Annotated in this window: 15 protein-coding genes, 1 tRNA gene and 2 pseudogenes; 11 read left to right on the top strand and 7 right to left on the bottom strand. The window is 59.4% G+C overall.

The window, feature by feature from the left end; translation table 11 throughout:
• The first annotated feature begins 165 nt into the window (after positions 1–165).
• Positions 166–1,204 (top strand): annotated as a pseudogene (locus tag AC0V6U_RS00865) (aspartate carbamoyltransferase catalytic subunit).
• Complete coding sequence (locus AC0V6U_RS00870) at positions 1,201–2,451, top strand: dihydroorotase (protein WP_472644357.1); 1,251 nt, start codon at positions 1,201–1,203, stop codon at positions 2,449–2,451. Before AC0V6U_RS00865 ends, AC0V6U_RS00870 begins: the two are co-directional and overlap by 4 nt.
• Positions 2,452–2,585: 134 nt before the next feature.
• Here the strand turns inward: AC0V6U_RS00870 and AC0V6U_RS00875 are convergent, their stop codons facing one another.
• Genes AC0V6U_RS00875 through AC0V6U_RS00890 form a run of 4 tightly spaced genes read right to left on the bottom strand, consistent with a single transcriptional unit; the run spans position 2,586 to position 5,304 of the window.
• Positions 2,586–3,398 carry an SPOR domain-containing protein gene (locus tag AC0V6U_RS00875; protein WP_486169338.1) on the bottom strand — a complete coding sequence of 271 codons (813 nt, stop codon included), beginning with the start codon at positions 3,396–3,398 and terminating at the stop codon, positions 2,586–2,588.
• The gene (locus tag AC0V6U_RS00880) at positions 3,334–3,933 is read right to left on the bottom strand and encodes a tetratricopeptide repeat protein (RefSeq protein WP_472644359.1); all 600 of its coding nucleotides are present in this window, start codon (positions 3,931–3,933) and stop codon (positions 3,334–3,336) included. Before AC0V6U_RS00880 ends, AC0V6U_RS00875 begins: the two co-directional genes overlap by 65 nt.
• A 57-nt stretch (positions 3,934–3,990) precedes the next feature.
• Entirely contained in the window at positions 3,991–4,566 is a 576-nt protein-coding gene (locus AC0V6U_RS00885) for a hypothetical protein (protein ID WP_472644360.1), read from the bottom strand.
• Between the two features lie 15 nt (positions 4,567–4,581).
• Complete coding sequence (locus tag AC0V6U_RS00890; RefSeq protein ID WP_472639565.1) at positions 4,582–5,304, bottom strand: AAA family ATPase; 723 nt, start codon at positions 5,302–5,304, stop codon at positions 4,582–4,584.
• 241 nt (positions 5,305–5,545) lie between these two features.
• Here AC0V6U_RS00890 and AC0V6U_RS00895 point away from each other — a divergent pair, with 241 nt between their 5' ends.
• From AC0V6U_RS00895 to bfr, 4 genes are all read left to right on the top strand, one after another.
• Positions 5,546–6,628, top strand: a complete 1,083-nt coding sequence (locus AC0V6U_RS00895; protein WP_472644361.1) for an SPOR domain-containing protein — start codon at positions 5,546–5,548, stop codon at positions 6,626–6,628.
• Between the two features lie 111 nt (positions 6,629–6,739).
• Positions 6,740–8,047, top strand: a complete 1,308-nt coding sequence (locus AC0V6U_RS00900; RefSeq protein ID WP_472644362.1) for a DUF418 domain-containing protein — start codon at positions 6,740–6,742, stop codon at positions 8,045–8,047.
• 262 nt (positions 8,048–8,309) lie between these two features.
• Entirely contained in the window at positions 8,310–8,513 is a 204-nt protein-coding gene (locus AC0V6U_RS00905) for a (2Fe-2S)-binding protein (RefSeq protein ID WP_472644363.1), read from the top strand.
• 170 nt (positions 8,514–8,683) lie between these two features.
• Complete coding sequence (gene bfr / locus AC0V6U_RS00910) at positions 8,684–9,166, top strand: bacterioferritin (RefSeq protein WP_472644364.1); 483 nt, start codon at positions 8,684–8,686, stop codon at positions 9,164–9,166.
• A gap of 109 nt (positions 9,167–9,275) precedes the next feature.
• On the opposite strand, the gene AC0V6U_RS00915 is transcribed toward bfr, so the two are convergent.
• The 3 genes from AC0V6U_RS00915 to AC0V6U_RS00925 all read right to left on the bottom strand — a co-directional run bounded on the left by AC0V6U_RS00915 (position 9,276) and on the right by AC0V6U_RS00925 (position 11,596).
• Positions 9,276–9,767: a DUF2721 domain-containing protein gene (locus AC0V6U_RS00915; protein ID WP_472644365.1), complete on the bottom strand. Its 492-nt coding sequence runs from the start codon at positions 9,765–9,767 to the stop codon at positions 9,276–9,278.
• On the bottom strand, positions 9,767–11,224 hold the full coding sequence (der, locus tag AC0V6U_RS00920; protein WP_472644366.1) for a ribosome biogenesis GTPase Der: 1,458 nt from the start codon (positions 11,222–11,224) through the stop codon (positions 9,767–9,769). Before der ends, AC0V6U_RS00915 begins: the two co-directional genes overlap by 1 nt.
• Positions 11,225–11,299: 75 nt before the next feature.
• Entirely contained in the window at positions 11,300–11,596 is a 297-nt protein-coding gene (locus AC0V6U_RS00925; RefSeq protein ID WP_472644367.1) for a DUF3297 family protein, read from the bottom strand.
• A gap of 236 nt (positions 11,597–11,832) precedes the next feature.
• On the opposite strand from AC0V6U_RS00925, the gene AC0V6U_RS00930 reads away from it, so the two are divergent.
• From AC0V6U_RS00930 to AC0V6U_RS00950, 5 genes and pseudogenes are all read left to right on the top strand, one after another.
• Positions 11,833–11,917 (top strand) — tRNA-Leu (locus AC0V6U_RS00930).
• 105 nt (positions 11,918–12,022) lie between these two features.
• Positions 12,023–13,586: pseudogene (gene tig / locus AC0V6U_RS00935) on the top strand (trigger factor); the annotation flags it as partial.
• A gap of 376 nt (positions 13,587–13,962) precedes the next feature.
• Complete coding sequence (locus AC0V6U_RS00940) at positions 13,963–14,385, top strand: hypothetical protein (RefSeq protein WP_486169339.1); 423 nt, start codon at positions 13,963–13,965, stop codon at positions 14,383–14,385.
• Complete coding sequence (locus AC0V6U_RS00945) at positions 14,324–15,685, top strand: methyl-accepting chemotaxis protein (RefSeq protein ID WP_472644369.1); 1,362 nt, start codon at positions 14,324–14,326, stop codon at positions 15,683–15,685. The genes AC0V6U_RS00940 and AC0V6U_RS00945 overlap by 62 nt, the downstream gene beginning before the upstream one ends.
• 231 nt (positions 15,686–15,916) lie before the next feature.
• Positions 15,917–16,621, top strand: coding sequence for an ATP-dependent Clp protease proteolytic subunit (locus AC0V6U_RS00950; RefSeq protein WP_472644370.1), 705 nt, complete (start codon positions 15,917–15,919; stop codon positions 16,619–16,621).
• Positions 16,622–16,704: the final 83 nt, after the last annotated feature.

The raw sequence follows: 16,704 nt of genomic DNA on the forward strand, positions 1-16,704 counted from the left end.
GATCCGGGTGGAAGGGTGGAAGAGCGCGGGTGGTGCAGCACCGTTAAAACGTAACTCTGACGCTAAACTAGGCATGCGGCGCGCAAACTTCCATCGCAAACAACGCAAAACTTGCGCATCAATGGGTTGAGCGTGCGACAGCGCTCGACTAAAGGCATCGCTTTAATGACATTGTCCGGCGAAAACACAGGCTCTGGCCGCTATCCAGCGGGCCGTTTGGCCTTCCCGCACCGCGATCTGGTTGGCATTGGTCAGCTGGAGCGCCACGAGATCCTCTATCTGCTCGAATCTGCGGAGCAATGGGTGGAGCTCAATCGGCAACCCTCTAAGCACACCGATCTGTTGGCCGGGCAGACGATCATCAATGCGTTCTTTGAAAACTCGACCCGCACGCTGCTTAGCTTTGAGATTGCGGGCAAAAGGCTGGGCGCGGATGTGGTGAACATGCACGCCGCGCAAAGCTCTGTGAAAAAGGGTGAGACGCTGATCGACACCGCGATCACGCTTAATGCAATGCGCCCCGATGCGATTGTGATCCGCCACGGGGCGAGCGGCGCGACGCAGCTGATCGCGGACAAGGTCGATTGCCCGGTGCTCAACGCGGGCGACGGCAGTCACGAGCACCCGACGCAGGCGCTGCTTGATGCGATGGCTTTGCGCCATGCGCTGCGCAAACGCGGCGAGGCAGCAGAGGATTTCACCGGGCTCACCATCACCATTTGCGGCGACATCCTGCACAGCCGGGTCGCACGCTCCAACCTGCTGTGCCTACAAGCGCTGGGCGCAAGCGTGCGGCTATGCGCGCCGCGCGGCCTTGATGCCAGCGGGCGTGGAGGCGATCGGCGCGCAGCCGTTTCACAATTTCGACGAGGCGCTGAAGGGCGCAGATGTGGTGATGATGCTGCGTTTGCAAACCGAGCGCATGCAGGGGCAATTCATCCCGTCTGAGCGTGAATATCACCATCTCTATGGCCTCACGCAGGCGCGGCTCGCCAATGCGGCGCCCGACGCGTTGGTGATGCATCCCGGGCCAATGAACCGCGGGGTCGAGATCGACAGCGAGGTGGCCGATATGCTCGACCGCTCCATCATCACTCAGCAGGTGGAAATGGGGGTCGCGATCCGGATGGCCGCGCTCGACATTCTAACGCGCAGCGCGCGCGGTGTTGAAGGATGGGCGACGGCTGAGGGGAGTGCATCATGAAGCAGTTACAGCCTCTCACAATCACTGGCGGTCAATTGGCGATGCCTGGCGGCCCCAATGGTCCAAGTGAACTAGTCAGCGGCGGCATCCGGATGGATGGCGGCCTGATCACGGAAGTTGGCGCAAACATCGCTGCGCAAGACGGCGACGAAGTTATTGATGCGCGCGGACAGATCATCGCGCCCGGCCTGGTGGATCTGGGCGTGTTTCGGATCGACAAGGCGGCGTTTCACTTCGGCGGGATCACCCGCGCGGCTCTGATGCCCGATCAATCCCCGCCGCTCGATTACCCCAGCCGGGTCAGCATGATCGCCAAGAGCGGCAAGCCAGACCTATGGGTTCACCCGCTGGCGGCGGCGACCCGCGCGCTGGACGGGCAAGAGCTCGCCGAAATCGCGCTGATGAAGGATGCGGGCGCAAGAGGGATCGCCACCGGGCGGCGCTGGATCGCGGATTCCGGTGTAATGCTGCGCGTGCTGCAATATGCCGCGATGCTGGATTTGGTCGTTGTAACGCATGGCGAGGACGATGCGCTTTGCGGTGAAGCGGCTGCAACCGCTGGCGAAATGGCCACTCGCATGGGCTTGCCCAGCGCTCCGGCAGAGGCAGAAGCGCTTGCGATTGCGCGCGATATTGCGCTGGCCGAGATGGCGGGCGCACGGCTGCATATCCGGCAAGTCACGACGCAGGCGGGCTTTGATCTGGTGCGGGCGGCCAAGGCGCGCGGCGTGAATGTGACTTGCGGAATTACTCCTGCGCATTTCATGCTGTCTGACCTTGCGACCGTGCAATTCCCGACTTTCGCGAAATTCTCACCGCCCCTGCGCAGCGAGGCGGACCGGCAAGCGGCACTTGCGGCGATTGGCGATGGCACGGTCGATGTGATCGCATCAGGCCATGATCCGCGCGGGCCAGAGGATAAACGCCTGCCCTTTGCTGACGCGGAGGCAGGCATGGCCGGGGCCGAGACGCTGCTGGCTATGGCGCTGACCTTGGTGCGCGACGAGGTGATCGATATGGCGCGCGCCTTTGCGCTACTCGCCGGCAATCCGGCGCGGCTGCTGGGCGTGCCAGCTGGTCAGCTAGAGGCGGGGTTGGAGGCTGATATTGCGCTGATTGATCCCGAGGCACCGTGGATCATTGACCGCCGAAAAATGTCCGCGACCGCTGACAACACTCCGTTTGATCGCCAAGGCGCTCAGGGCCGGGTGAAGGCGCTGTTCAAAGGCGGCGTGCAAGTCGTTTGAGCGGGGCTTTTCGTAGGCCGACCTAGCCAGCCCGCACCCGCAACTCATACCCCATACAAAAATACCCCCGGCGTTTCGCGACACCGGGGGTTATTTTCGAAGTCTTTGAAACTTCTAGAGGTTTGGGAATATTCTTAGCGTGTGCGCGCTGCGATCCGCACTCCGCGATCAATCGCGCCGGCTGGCGGGTTGATCTTGGCATAGGCGAAGCAGCCTTTGCCCGATGAGCGAACGGTAGAGCACATGTTGCGCGCGCTGCTGAGGCCGAAGCCGGCGGCGGCGACGCGGAAGAAGGTTTTGCCTTTCACTTCCGCTTGCGTGATCACCACATCGTGGTTTGCCAGCTGCGGATAGCGCGATTGGTAGATTTCCCAGGCGCGGTCGGCTTCGGCGCGCGTTGAGAAGCTGCCGAATTGAACCATGTGGGTGTCGTTGGACCCAGTTGCGACGGCTGCCATGCGGCGCTGGCTGGATGCCGCTGCCACAGGTGTCGGGCGTTTGCTCTTACCAGCATAGCTTGCAGGCAATGCTTGGACGACTGGGTTTGAAACGAAGCGAGCGCGGGCAGGTGCCGGTGCTGGCTTAGATGCCTCAGCAACCCGAGTAGGGGCCGCAGCAGGTGCCGGATCAAAAGTTTCGACAGTGCTGTCGTTTGACACACCAAAGGCGAGAGCTTCGCTTTCGGTTGGCTCAGCAGCTGGTGCAGGTGCCTGAGCAGCGGCTTCAGCGACCATAACGCCTTGGCTTGGGAAGTTGCTGAGTGCGAGATATTGCGGCTGACCGCCATCTTGCGCTGGGTTCACGCGCAGCAGACCTGCGACGCGGGTTTGGTATTGCTCAGGAGCGCTTTGCGCGGCCCATTCAGTAAGCCGCTGGTTTACTTCACCAGCTGGCACATCTTCTGCCGCCATGACGCGGGCAGCGCGCCAATTGTCGAGCCAGCGCATAGGTGTAGGCGAGGTTCTGACGAACCTTCGCGCTGTTCTGGCCGCCGCGCAGAGCGTTGGTCAGAACGTGCACGCCCCGCTGCGGCTTACCAGCCAAAGCATAGGCGAGGCCCAGATCAGCTGGATCAATATCGGAAGACCAAGCGTCGAGCTTTGCCAGCGCGCTGCCTTTGTCGCCAAGCGCTGTTTTAGCCAGCGCGTAGCTGAGAACAGTGCGCGGATCGGTGTCGCCGAGTTCCAAGGCATCGTCAAAGCTGGTCGCAGCCGATTGAAAACGGCCCGATTCCAGATAAGCAGCGCCGAGCATTGCGCGGAATTCCGCATTGCGAGGATCAGCCAGAACCGCTGCCTCTGCATGCGTAACCGCCTTATCGACCTGACCTTTTTCCAGCGCGGTTTGCGCCTTGCTGAAAGAGGATAGGGCAGGCGGGGCAGCCGAGGTGGTGCAACCTGCAAGCGCTACGCTGGCAAGTGCGGTCGAAACAATGAGGCTCATTTTCGGGCCAGTCATCTTATAGGTTTCGCTGCGGTCCATGGTCATAGTCCTTGTGAGTAACTCTGCTGTCTTCGTAGGATGCAAAAAGTTAACAAATCAGTCGCGTTTCATCTTCTGCGCGAGCGTATCGAGGTCATCGATCTGGTCGAGCATGGCGTCGAGCGCTTCTGTCACCAGAGCTTGGGCGCTCTTGCCTTGCATGGTTGATGCGAGGCGCAGTTTCAGATGGCGTTCGGTGTCGAGCCGCAAAGTGAAAGCAGCGCGGCGGCCAGATGAACTGGCGGATGCTTTTGCTGATTTGCGCTTTTTGGCTGGTTTGCTGCTCTTTTTGGCAGGCACCATTGCGGGCGCTTCGGCGGTTTCCCCGGCAATGCGTGCGGCCAGCTCTTCTTGCTGGCGCAGCACATCGGGTGTGTCCGCGTTTTCGTCCCAATCATGCTCTTCAGCGTCTGCGTCGTTAGGCTCTGCCGGGGACAAGTGAACCACATTCGCAGTTTGCGATTGGTTCTCTGATTCGTCCTCTGCACCCATATCGTTCCAGCCCAGATCTTCCAGATTTGCAGGCTTGCCTGCGTCTGGAAGGTTGGTGAGCTGAGGGCGCATAGCCGGTTTGGCCCCGCCCTTACGAGCGAGCAGCGCGGAATTCAGCGAGGCAAAGCTTGCTTCAGTCATCGCGCAGGTGCTCCTTTATTGAGCGACGCGGCGACCGAAGCCACCACCGCCAGCTGGACGGCCACCGCCGACAGCTTGCTGCTGGGTGCCAGGTGCGGCGAATACGGTGCGGCGGAAATTCTTCTCAAGCCGGTCCGAAATATACTTCCAGAGCGCTGTCATTTCAGCAGCACTGCGGCTTTCCGGATCAACTTCCATAACCGTGCGGCCATCGATCATTGATGCGGCATAATCGGTGCGATGATGCAGCGTGATCGGGGCAACAGTGCCGTGCTGTGACAATGCCACAGCGGCTTCTGAAGTGATCTTGGCCTTAGGCGTCGCGGCGTTCACAACGAACACCAGCGGCTTGCCAGCGCGCTCGCACAGATCAACCGTCGCACCAACAGCGCGCAAATCATGCGGGCTTGGACGAGTTGGCACTACGATCAGTTCGGCAACGCCGATAACTGACTGAATGGCCATGGTGATCGCCGGCGGCGTGTCAATCACGGCCAGTTTAAAGCCCTGCTGACGCAGAACCTGAAGATCATTGGCGAGCCGAGCAACAGTCGTCTGAGCAAAGGCAGGATATTCCGCCTCACGCTCATTCCACCAATCGGCCAGCGATCCTTGCGGATCGATGTCGATCAATACGACTGGGCCAGCGCCCGCACGCTGTGCTTGGACGGCGAGATGTCCGGAAAGGGTAGTTTTCCCGGATCCGCCCTTCTGCGATGCTAAAGCTAGTACACGCAAAGCCTTGGTCCCCCTGTTAGGCCGTTGGCGCCGCCTGATTGCGGCTTGGATGACACTGAGATCGCAGGATACCCCTAATTTACAGTTAACGAGGATCACGAAACCAACATCTTGCTTGGCGATAGGGTATGGCAACGAATTCCTAACGGATCGTTCACTATAAGGCGCATGTGCACGCCCGTATGCGCAGGCAATCGGGCGGTAGGCACTCTGTTTTGACGCTTTTTATAAGAGAATGATCATGGCCCATTTCCTTGCCCTTGATGCCGATTCTAAATCTGCACCTGCCCGCGTGCTTGCCGGTATCCGGCTGGCCGCGAGCGGCGCAGTTGCAGCAATCGCTTTGGCAGCAGCGCCAGCATTGGCGGATGTGAAGGCGGGCGTGGATGCATGGAGCTCTGGCGATTTCACCACGGCGGTGGAGCAATGGCGCGGACCCGCCGGACGCGGCGATGCCGATGCGATGTTCAACCTTGCCCAGGCATACCGCCTTGGTCGCGGGGTCGAGCTTGATGTCGAGCGCGCGCGCACTCTTTATGCCGAGGCAGCGCGCAAAGGACACGTAAAGGCGGCGGATAATTACGGACTGTTGCTCTTCCAGCAGGGCGAGCAATCAGAAGCCATGCCGCTGGTGACAGCGGCGGCGGAGCGCGGCGATCCGCGCGCTCAGTACATTTTGGGCCTGGCGCATTTTAACGGCGATTACGCGCCGAAAGATTGGGTGCGCGCCTATGCTTTGCTGACCCTGTCGGTCTCTGCTGGCCTGCCGCAAGCGAAGGATGCCGTCGCACAAATGGACCGCTATGTCCCGATCGAGCAGCGTCAAATGGCGCAATCGGTCGCGCGCGATCTGGAGGCCGAGGCGGTCAAACTGCGCGCGGCGCAATTGGCCGATGCAGAGCTGAACCGCCTGCCATCGAGCGCTCAGCCTACACCGAGGATTGCGCAAACCACTCCGGTTCCTGCGCCCAGCGAACCTCGGGTAAACACTAATTTTAGCCTTAACGGACCTGCGACGGCGAGCACCACTGCTCCGGCAGCGGCTGCTCCGACTCGCGTAACGCCGCCTGCGCCGCGCCGAGCGGCGACCGGTAATGGCCCTTGGCGGGTTCAGCTTGGCGCATTTGGCGTCGCTGGCAATGCAGATCGTCTCTGGAAAAAGCTCTCCGGCTCCAGCGCTTTGTCGGGCGCGCGCAAGATTCTGGTCCCAGCGGGCCGGGTCACGCGTCTGCAAGCGGGCGGTTTTGCCTCGCGCGCTTCGGCGCAAAAGGCGTGCAACGCCTTGAAGGCCCAAGGGCAAGGCTGTCTCGTCACCAAGAAATAGGTCCTCGTTTTTCGGCGAACAGCCGAAAGCGGCCCACGCAATACCCACAGCCCGGCTTTCCCTTGAGGGGAGGGCTGCTATCATACCGCCCGGACAAAGGGTGGGATCGACATGAGTGATACGCAAAGCGGGCAAGCGGCTGAACTTGCGCCAGCCGACAATGCGGCTGAGGGTGTGCCAGAGGGCGGACCGGCCACGACCGCTGACCGTATTGGAAGCCTAGATTTCATTCGCGGGCTTGCCGTCATGGGCATTTTGGCGGCGAATATCATCGCCTTTGGCCAACCCTTTAGCGCTTATTTGTTCCCCGAGGCATTCCTTGTCCCGGCCAATGATCCGGGCGGATGGCAATGGATCACGCAGTTTATTGTGATCGATGGCAAGATGCGCGGGCTATTCACCATCCTATTCGGCGCTGGGCTTTACCTATTTATGGAGCGGGCATGGGCGCGCGGGGAGACCCGCTGGCTGCAGGCACGGCGATTGTTCTGGCTGCTCCTGTTCGGGCTCATCCATTTCTTCTTCATCTGGGCCGGGGATATCCTGGCCTATTACGCCCTGATCGGCTGGATCGTATTGCTATGCCTCAAATGGAAAGCTGAGACGCAGCTCAAGGTTGGGCTGCTCGGCTATCTCGTCGGCGCGATCCTCTATGCATTGATGATGGTGCCGCTGGCCTTTGTGGCCGACACGCCAATCGGGGAGCAAGCCGCGTTCAGCGAGATGCGCGATGATTTGGTCAGCGGAAAGCAAGAGGCGATCGCTGAAGATGCGGTTGAGACCGAGTTCAAGCAATCGGGCGATTATGGCGCATTTGTCCAGCACCGCGTCGAGGAGCATTGGTACGAACCTTTGGCCAACGCGCTGTTCTTCGCGCTTGAGACATTTCCTCTGATGCTGGTTGGCATCGCTCTCTACCGGATGGGCTTTTTCAGTGGCGGCTGGGCACCTTCTACTCTGCGCAAATGGGGTTGGATCGGCCTGATCAGCGGGGGCGTGCTGCATTTGGCCATCGCGCTATGGGCTAAGTCCAATGGCTTTACCTATTACGGAACGCTTGCTTCCTTTATCGGGGCAAGTCCGCTGCCTAGGCTGATGATGGTTCTGGGCATGGCCGCCTTACTCGTGCTGGCTGCGCCAAAAGCGACCGGCTGGCTGGGACAGCGCGTGTCCGCCGCCGGACGCGCCGCTTTCACCAATTACCTCGGCACCTCGGTGCTGATGCTGCTGGTCTTCCACGGCTGGGCTTTGGGTCTGTTTGGAGAGCTCAACCGGCCGCAGCTTTATTTAGTGGTTCTGGGTGCTTGCATTATCATGCTCGCATGGTCGAAGCCGTGGCTCGATCGGTTCCGCTACGGCCCGCTCGAATGGCTCTGGCGCTGCCTGACCTACGGCAAACTGTTCCCAATGAGGCGGTGAGGGTTTGCTTTAGTTCCCTAGCCACCCGCGCTCTCCGCCCTTCCATCTGGACTGTGTACCCGGCATATACAATGCAGTGAAGCTCGGTCGCATCAGCGACCGCAAGGGCGCCTGCCCGCCCGCAGCGGCGCGGACTTGTCCGCAAGCCGCGAGGAGATCGCATCGCGGATGCGATGCGGACCGAGTAGAATCCTCTTGCTATTGAGATTAATTCGCATAAAGTGTTCTTGCAATTGATTCGCAGGAGTAGCGAAAAGCCGTCATGTATATCTGTATTTGCAATGCGATCCGTGAAACTGACCTGCGTGAGGCGGGCCTTGGCACATCTGGTGATGCAGAAGCGGTCTACGCAAAGCTCGGCAAGCGTCCCAATTGCGGCCAATGCCTTCAAGATGCTGACAAAATCCTCGATGAAGTGCGCGGTGTTGCAGAGCGTCTTGCTTCTTGCAAAGAACTCGCAATCTAAACTGGCCAAACGCTATTGCGAGGGTATCGCAAGTAGCTGAAAATCTTACATTTTTATACGTCCATGCCTTGAATGGTGGCGGTTTTGCGCGCATATAGTGCGCACATCATAACCAGTGTCACCGCCAATCCGCGCCCCACAGCGCGCTATCTATTCAAGGAGCATCACCCATGAAGGGCGATCCAAAAGTCATCGAATTTCTCAACAAGGCGCTCACCAACGAGCTGACTGCGATCAACCAATATTGGTTGCACTACCGCGTGCTCGACGATTGGGGCGTCACCAAGCTGGCCGAATATGAGCGCAAGGAATCGATCGAAGAGATGGAGCACGCCGACAAGCTGGCCGAGCGCGTTCTGTTCCTCAACGGCCTGCCCAATTTCCAGGCGATCCACAATCTGCGCGTCGGCGAGACGGTCGAGGAAATCCTGAAAGCCGATATGGCGCTGGAAGAAGACGCGATCCCGCTGCTGCGCGATGCGGTCGAATACAGCGAAAGCGTGCGCGACTATGTCAGCCGCGATCTGTTTGCGCATATCCTCGACAACGAGGAAGAGCACGTCGACTTCCTCGAAACGCAATTCGACATGATCAAGAACATGGGCCTCGAAAACTACGTCCAGCTGCAAAGCAAGGCCGCTGGCGAAGAGTAAGCTCTCAGCGGTCTGATCGGCCTATCAATAGAGAAGGGCGGGGCGGCTTAGGCGGCTCCGCCCTTTTTTGTGTCTGGCCGAGAGTGCGGCAGTATGTCGACTCTCGCAACTAGCTCCCATCATCAGGGTTGGCTTTGTCGGATTGTCCAGCGGCGGCTACCAGTGTTTCTTTCGCGAAATGGACCAGGCCCGTGGTCAAGAATCCCATGGTCGCAATCCACGCGCCCGCGATCAGTGTCCCGATCTGAGGGCGGATAAAGGCGCTGATGAACAGCATGATTATGACCACGCAGATCGATAGGGCGGCAGCGGTGCTGAACATCACTGCGCGCTGAACCAGACGGCGGCGGCGGCGCAGCCGGGCGAGCTCACGCTGTTCGCGCGTTGGGCGATCCTTGGAGAGGCGCTCTTCCAATCGTTCAATTCGGCCCGCGACCCAGATCAGCCGCGCCATCATCACATTCATCACCGCGCCAATCCCCGCGAGCAGAAATGCTGGCGCCAGGCTGAGCCGGACGATTTCCTGCACGCGCATGGTGCTGGAGGTCCGCTCGATCAGGTCAGAGGCGATATCGGAAGAGGCAAGCAGGTCGAGGAGCACTAGCGATCCCCGCTCCCGCTTGAGTAATTGCCGCCTCCGCCGCGATTGGCATTGTAGGGGTTCTTCGGGCTTTTCAGCGATACGCGCACCGGCACGGCGTCAAATCCGAGTTTGGAGCGGATGCCGTTTACCAGATAGCGTTCGTAGCTGGTCGGGAGCACTTCCAGGCGGCTGCCGAACACAACAAAGCGCGGCGGGCGGGTGCCGACCTGGGTGATGTAACGCAGCTTGATCCGGCGGCCCTTTGGTGCGGGCGGCGGGTTGTTCGCCAGCGCATCGTCGAACCAGCGGTTGAGCGCGGCGGTGGGCACGCGCTTTGACCAACTTTCGCGGATTTCAAACGCGCCGGACAGCATGGTGTCGAGCCCTTTGCCTGTCTTTGCAGACACCGCAAACAGGGGCAGTCCGCGAACCTGCGCCAGGCCATCATCGAGCGCGCGGCGAATGCCGTTGAACAATCCGCTGGGGTCCTCGGCAATGTCCCATTTGTTGATGGCGATCATCAGCGCGCGGCCTTCTTCTAGGCACATGCTGGCGATCTTGAGGTCCTGATGCTCAAGGCCCTGCGTCGCGTCGAGCAGCAATACGACAACCTCGGCGAAATCGACCGCGCGGCGCGCATCGGCGACGGAGAGCTTCTCCAGCTTCTCTGTCACATTGCGCTTTTTGCGCATGCCCGCTGTGTCGATCAGGCGGATCTCTCGCGTCTCGCCGCTGTCGGGATCCGTCCAGTCCCAATCGACCGCAATCGAATCGCGGGTGATCCCGGCCTCTGGCCCGGTCAGCAGGCGGTCCTCGCCGAGCATTCGGTTGATCAATGTCGATTTGCCAGCATTCGGACGCCCAACGATTGCCAGCTTCAGCGGACCGAGCGGGGCCTCTTCTCCCTCATCGAGCGCGAACTGCGCGGCGGCCTTTAGAGCCTCGGCCTTGTCTCCGATCAGCGGCCATAGCGCGCCAAACATATCGGCGACGCCTTCGCCGTGCTCTGCGGAAACCCCGATCGGCTCGCCCATGCCAAGCGAGTAGCTTTCCAGAATGCCGTCTTCGCCCTGCTTGCCTTCGGCTTTGTTCGCCACGAGCACGACGGGCACTTTCTCGCCCTTGATCTCGCGCTGTTCACGCAGGAACCGGGCGACCTCTTGGTCAAGCGGGGTCACGCCCGCGCGCGCATCGATCACAAACAGGATCGCATCCGCGCCTTCGATGCTGACCTCGGTCTGTTGGCGCATGCGGCCAGACAGGCTATCGGGGTCTTCATCTTCCCAACCGGCGGTGTCGACCACGGTGAATTCCAGACCTGCAAGCTCGGCATCGCCCATGCGGCGATCGCGGGTCACGCCCGGCTGATCATCGACCAGCGCGAGCTTCTTGCCCACCAGCCGGTTGAACAATGTCGATTTGCCGACATTGGGCTTACCAATAATGATGACTTGCGGTTTATCTGTCGGTGTCATGATGCTGTCCTTACCGCTCGCGCGCTGTCCTGTTCAGGCCTGCGCCGCAGCAGCGGTGTAGGCAAGCGGCGGGGTTTATTCCGCTTTGGCAATGGGCGGGTTTTCGCCCAGGTCTTCGAACCACGCCTCAACCGGGCCGTTCAATTTGATGGTCAGCGGCTGGCCTTTGCGGTCCACCGTCTTGCCCGCCTGTACGCGCACCCAACCTTCGGAAATTGAGTATTCCTCAATGTCGTTGCGCACGCGGTCCTTAAAACGAATGCCGATCCCGCGCTGCAGAACGTCTGCATCGAAATGCTTGCTGCGAGGGTTCACAGACAGGTGATCTGGCGGCGTGTCGGCACCGGCCGTTGGCTTTGTTTCTTCAGTCATGCTCTTTATCCAAATCAAGGGTTTGCCCACGCTTATATTCTGGCCACTCACGGCGATGTGCACATGGGTTGGCCAAAGGCGGCGGGGACAAGCGTTTGAAAGTTCTGAGGCGTCCATAGTCGCAGGTGCGCGGCGGAACAAGATCGTTCCGCTTGCCCTTTTTCGCGCACCAGACTAGAGGCGAGCGCAATGCGCGCGGGGGCCGGTTGGTTTCCCGCGCGGCTTCGTTCAATCAAGCGGGCGTGGCGGAATTGGTAGACGCGCTGGTTTTAGGTACCAGTATCGAAAGATGTGGGGGTTCGAGTCCCTTCGCCCGCACCAATGTTTTTCCGCGCCGGTGTTGAGAATTCGCATATCAGATGCGCGTCATTACGGCGCTTAAGTGTCTGAACTTACGAGATTGTTGAGAAGGTTTCAGTTTTTCCAATGCAGACCAAGCAAACCACCAATGAAGGCCTGAAGCGCGCCTATCAGATCACTGTCACCGCCAAGGAATTGGCGCAAAAGATCGATGCAGAGATCAAAAAGGTCGCCCCTCAGGTGCAAATGCCCGGCTTCCGTCCCGGCAAAGTGCCAGCCAATCTTGTCAAGAAAATGCACGGCGAACAGCTGCATGCGCAGGTTGTGAACGACACGATTCGCGATTCGCTGGAAAAATTGCTCACCGATGAGGGCCTGCGTCCTGCGATGCAGCCTAAGGTTGAGCTGGCCGAGGGCTATGAAGAAGGTAAAGACGCCGAGATTTCGGTCGAGCTGGAAATTCTCCCGGAAGTTGAAGCGCCAAGCACTGACGGCTTGACACTCGAGAAGCTGGTTGTTCCTGTGAAGGACGAACAGATCGAAGAAGCGCTGCAAGGTCTCGCAGGTCAGAACAAGAGCTATAAAGACGCCGCCAAATCGAAGAAGGCAGCGGACGGCGATCAGCTGATCATCGACTTCGTTGGCAAGCTCGACGGTGTTGAGTTTGAAGGCGGCAAAGCCGAAGACGCGCCATTGGTGCTCGGCTCGGGCCAGTTCATCCCTGGCTTTGAAGAGCAGTTGACGGGTGCGAAGACCGGCGATGAGAAGACCATCGACGTGACCTTCCCTGAAGATTATCAGGCTGCGCATCTGGCTTAGCAAAGCGGTTCAGTTCGATATCACTGTTAAACAAGTGAAGGTCGAAACCGACACCAAGATCGACGATGATTTTGCCAAAGGCCTCGGCCTTGATGACCTCGATAAGCTGAAAGAGATCATGAAGGGTCAGCTGGAACAGCAGACCGCTGGTCTCACGCGCACGCAAATGAAGCGCGCATTGCTCGATCAACTGGCGGCGGGTCATGACTTTGCCGTTCCAGAGAACATGGTCGATGCCGAATTTGAGCAAATCTGGGCTCAGCTTCAGCAAGAAGCGGCAAAGGAAGAGAAGCCTGAAGAGGCTTTGAAAGAAATCGAAGCGGAGAAGGACGAATATCGTTCCATCGCCGAGCGCCGCGTGCGTTTGGGCCTGCTGCTGAGCGAAATTGGCCAAGCCAATGGCGTCGAAGTGACCGCGCAAGAAATGCAAATGCTGGTGCAGCAGGCTGCTCAGCAATACCGCGAAGAAGATCGCGAGCGTTTCATGCAGTACATTCAGCAAGAGCCAATGGCTGCTGCTCAGCTGCGCGCACCGCTTTATGAAGACAAGGTCGTCGACTTCCTGTTCGACAAGGCTGAAGTCACTGAGCGCGAAGTGACGCAGGAAGAGCTGCAAGCCGCAATTGAAGCGGACGAAGCTGCTGACAGCAAGCCAGCCGCGAAGAAGAAGGCTCCGGCCAAGAAAGCGGCTGCGAAAAAGGCCCCGGCCAAAAAGCCAGCTGCGAAAAAAGCGCCTGCGAAGGCTGCGGACAAGAAAGAGCCAGCGGCCAAAAAGGCACCAGCGAAAAAGCCAGCGGCTAAGAAAGCCCCGGCGAAAAAGGCTGAGCCAGCCAAGAAAGCTGCTGCCAAGAAGCCAGCAGCCAAGGCGGATGCCAAGCCAGCCGCTAAAAAAGCGCCTGCAAAAAGGCTCCGGCTAAGAAGCCCGCCGCGAAAAAGCCTGCCGCCAAAAAGGCACCTGCGAAGAAGAAGTAATTCGCAAGACGCCTCTCTTGCCCCGCCATTCTAGCGGGGCAGGCGAAGCAAATCGCCCGAACAATTCGAGCCGTGATCCAGACAATGGATCGCGGCTCGATTGCGTTTGCGCGTAGCGATCAGCCTAGGCCAGCTTTCTCAGACGCTTCCTAACCCATCCTTAACCATGTGCCGCTAACCCCTAATCCAATCTTAGGGCAAATTACGTAGGCATTCCGCCTCGCGTGGCTTCAGGGAACAATGGGTGAGTATGCATCATGAGTAACACGTCCAGCATGTCGTGGCTTAAAAAGCGCTTCGAAGGCGGATCGATCAACGCGCAGGTTGGCCGTGTGTTCAACATGTTTGCCCTGCTGGTTTTGGTCTTGGGCGCAGTGGCCACCATTGGCGCGCTGCGGATGGAGCAGCGCTCGAACAAGCTGGCTGACCTTACCGAGATCGCGTTTCTAACCGCGAGCATGAACCGCAGCGTTACGCTGGCGAAGGACGAGATGGGCGCTTACCGGGCGCGCGGATACGAGCCTGAGCTGATCGAAAGCTCAATCCAGCATGCCCGCGATGCCGTGGCCATGAATGAGCGTCTTGGTCTTGCCACCGCTTCAGTCGATGCATCTTATGCAGCTCAGGTGACCCAGCTTGATTCTGGGCCTGAACGGCATTGTGACCCTGCTTGGCGAAGTGCGCGATGCGCCGCGTGATGTTGTCGTGCAAGAGAGCTTCCTCGGCCCGCGCTATGATGCAATCGACACCGCTGTGGCTCTGATCGTTCAACTGCGCGAGGATGCCGCGACACGGGTGGAAACCGCCTCTGGCGAAGGCCTGTTCGAAATTAAGGTGCTGATCGCGTCTTTGGTCGCTGGTCTGCTGATCGCGCTTGGCTTGGTGTTCCTGGGCAAACGCCTGGTGGCCAGAAACGTCGTCGCTCCGATTGTTGAAATCAGCGATGTTAGCGAGCGCATTGTCGCTGGCGAACTCGACCTAGAAATCCCCGCCTCTGAGCGCGATGACGAGATCGGCACATTGTCTGCGGCTCTTACCGTTCTGCGCAGCGTTCAAACCGAGGCAGACGCCCAAGCCAAACGTGAGCTTGAGCGCGAACTCGAGCGTGAACGCGAGCTCAAGGAAGAACGCGAACGTTCGCAAGAGGAACAGCGCCAATTGCTCAAATCGCTTGCCAACAAGTTTGAAAAGACCGTTGGCGATGTCGCCGCCGGTGTGGCTGCCGCTTCCGGTCAAATGGAAGATTCGGCCACCAATCTGGCCCGCAATGTGGAATCCTCTTCCACGACCGTTAACGCAGCCAATTCCAGCCTGAAACAGGCATCGGACGGCATCACTGGCGCTGCCTCGGCCTCAGATGAATTTGCGATGTCGATCAACGAAGTGAGCCGTCAGGCCGCCTCTTCTTCTGAGCGCGCTCGCAAGGCTTCTGAAGCGGCGGCGAAGGCCGATGCGACCATCACTGGTCTGACCGGTTCAGCTGATCGTATCAGCCAGATCGTCGAAGTGATCGCCGGAATTGCCCAGCGCACCAATTTGCTCGCGCTGAACGCCTCGATTGAGGCGGCACGCGGCGGCGAAGCGGGACGCGGCTTCTCTGTCGTGGCATCCGAAGTGAAAGAGCTCGCCTCGCAAACAGGCCGCGCGACCGAAGAGGTCGAGAGCCTGATCCGCGAAATGCAGGATGCGACCGGTGAAAGCGCCAATGCACTGGCACTCATCTCAACCGAAGTGGTTGCTCTGGAATCGACCGCAACTGCGATCGCCAGCGCGGTCGATCAGCAAGCCGTTGCTGGCCAGGATCTGGCGCAAAGCATCGATCTGGCCGCTCGCAACACGCAAGACATCAGCGCAACCATCGAAGATGTGAGTGAGGTTTCCATGACCGCGGGCAGCACAGCGACGCAAATGCTCGCCAGCTCGCAGGAAATGTCGCTTCAGTCTGAGAAACTGCGCGAGCAGGTTGCTGAATTCCTCAAGCAGGTGCGCGCCGCTTAAGCCCGCGCATCGGCGGCAGCTCGGCGAGCTGCCCCCTCACACCTACGCATTACACAAATGCCGCTGCGGCTGGATTTCCATTCCAGTTTGGCGGCATTTGCGCGTGCATTCACGCAGGCGATCACGCAAAAAGAAACTGTGATTGAATGCACAGGTGAAGGTTAAGGCCCTTGAACATTTTCCGTGTGCCCCCGACATAGCAGAACCGAGATAAAGAAGGACCACCAGCACATGATCAACCTGTTCGGCAATTCTGGCGAGACGCACGGCACCCAGGGGCAATTCACCCGGGACCCGCTAACCGGCGCATTGGTGCCGATGGTGGTTGAGCAAACCAGCCGCGGCGAACGCAGTTTTGACATTTTCTCCCGCCTGCTGCGCGAACGCATCGTGTTCGTCACCGGTCAGGTGGAAGATGGCATGGCCTCGCTGATCACCGCTCAGCTGCTGTTCCTTGAAAGCGAAAACCCATCGAAGCCGATTTCGATGTACATCAATTCGCCCGGCGGCGTTGTGACCGCTGGCATGGCGATCCACGATACAATGCAATACATCAAACCGCGCGTTTCGACCGTGTGCATGGGGCAGGCGGCCTCTATGGGCAGTTTCCTGCTCGCCGCGGGTGAGCCGGGCATGCGTGTTGCTCTGCCAAACTCGCGGATCATGATCCACCAGCCATCTGGCGGTGCGCGCGGCATGGCTTCTGACATTGAAATTCAGGCGCGTGAGATCCTGCGGATCAAGAAGAGCATGAATGATCTCTATGTGAAGTACACCGGCAAGAAACTGTCTGAGATCGAAAAGGCGATGGATCGCGACACCTTCCTCGAAGCGGAAGAAGCGAAGAAGTTCGGCCTGGTCGATAAAGTGTTCGAAACCCGTCCAGAGGGCGACTCGAGCGATGATGAGAAGGGTTCGGGCGGCGCGCCAGAATAAGGCGCACGGTCTGAACTGCAATTTGGGCGCCAATGGCCGAATCGCGATTAAGAATCGCCGGTTCGGCTTCCCAAGCCGGGACA

The organism is Erythrobacter sp. W36, from assembly GCF_057364935.1.